The sequence below is a fragment of the Dysgonomonas sp. PF1-14 genome, assembly GCF_029892965.1.
In the GTDB taxonomy this organism is placed as follows: Bacteria; Bacteroidota; Bacteroidia; order Bacteroidales; family Dysgonomonadaceae; genus Dysgonomonas.
On record NZ_JARXWN010000046.1, the window covers coordinates 1 to 1,348 of the forward strand.

Annotated in this window: 1 pseudogene; it reads right to left on the reverse strand. The window is 38.6% G+C overall.

Annotated elements, in window-relative coordinates:
- Positions 1 to 231: 231 nt before the first annotated feature.
- Positions 232 to 1,251, reverse strand: a pseudogene (locus tag M2448_RS20310) (IS481 family transposase); the annotation flags it as partial.
- Between the last annotated feature and the right edge of the window lie 97 nt (positions 1,252 to 1,348).

Here is a 1,348-nt window from a genome sequence, read left to right on the forward strand (position 1 = left end):
TGTAAAAGTTTAGACTAGATCTGACAGTTGGGTATTTTTTCAAGGTTGTATATTTGGGTTTTCTAAGCCATAATTTCTTGGAATAGGGATATAGTTAGAGGGGGATTTTAGTCCCCCTTGACCATTCCAGTCAGTCAGGTTATCGCTGACAGGTTGCTCCCCAGCAGAGCCCGTTTCCATTTCGCCTGACAGGGTTAAAGATACAACATTTTGATAATGATTGGATAATAGTTTATCTTTTGCAAGATGTAAGCTATCATTCCAAGTCTGCATCGGCGTTTTGCCATAACAATGCTTGCCAGTATGAGGTCTTTCATTGTTATAATATTCCAACCAAAGATCAAGGTCTGTTTGTAGCTCATCAATCGTGTTGTATATTTTCTTACGAAAGGCTATTGCATAAAACTCGTCTTGCATCGTCCTGTGGAATCTTTCACAGATGCCATTTGTTTGAGGGCTTTTAGCTTTAGTTTTTGTATGGTCAATATCCTCGATGGCAAGATATAACTGGAACTCGTGATGTTCTCTTGCTCCACAGTACTCGGTTCCCCTGTCTGTTAATATACGCATAAGAGGAATACCATATTTATCATACATAGGTATAATTCTATCATTGAGCATATCGGCAGCAACCAATGCTATTTTGCGGTCATACAATTTGGCAGAAGCAACTTTAGAGTAAGTATCAATGAATGTTTGCTGATAGATCTTGCCAACACCTTTGATGTAACCAACGTAGTAAGTGTCTTGTGCCCCAAGAAATCCGGGATGATGGGTTTCAATCTCTCCATGAGCAACTTTCTCTTCTTTTGCTCTCTCTAAGGCTACAACCTGTGATTCGGTAAGAATCAATCCTTCTTGTGCAACTTTAGCCTCAAGGGCTTTCAGGCGCTTTTGGAACGTTTCTAAATCATGGCGTAACCAAACACAACGAACACCACAGGGAGAAATAAATAAGCCTTCTTTCTTTAGCTCGTTGGAGGCTCTGGTTTGACCAAAAGCAGGGTTCTCAATGGCAAAACAAACAACACGTTCTTCGATATGTGCTTCAATTCGATTCTTTACATTAGGAACTCGCCGACTCATATCTTTAAGAGCTTGCTCACCACCCTCTGCAAATAAATCTTTGTAGCGGTAGAAAGTCTCTCTACTATAACCTAAATACTTACAGGCTCTCGATACGTTACCTAATTCTTCAGCTAAGGATAATAATCCTAAACGACTTTTAATTACTTTTGTTTCTAAACTCATTTTTCTGATAAGTTAAAGGGTTAAACTTTTTGTTTATTAAGCAATACAAACTTAATTGTTTGCCCTTTAACTGTCAGATCAGATCGAAACTATTTCA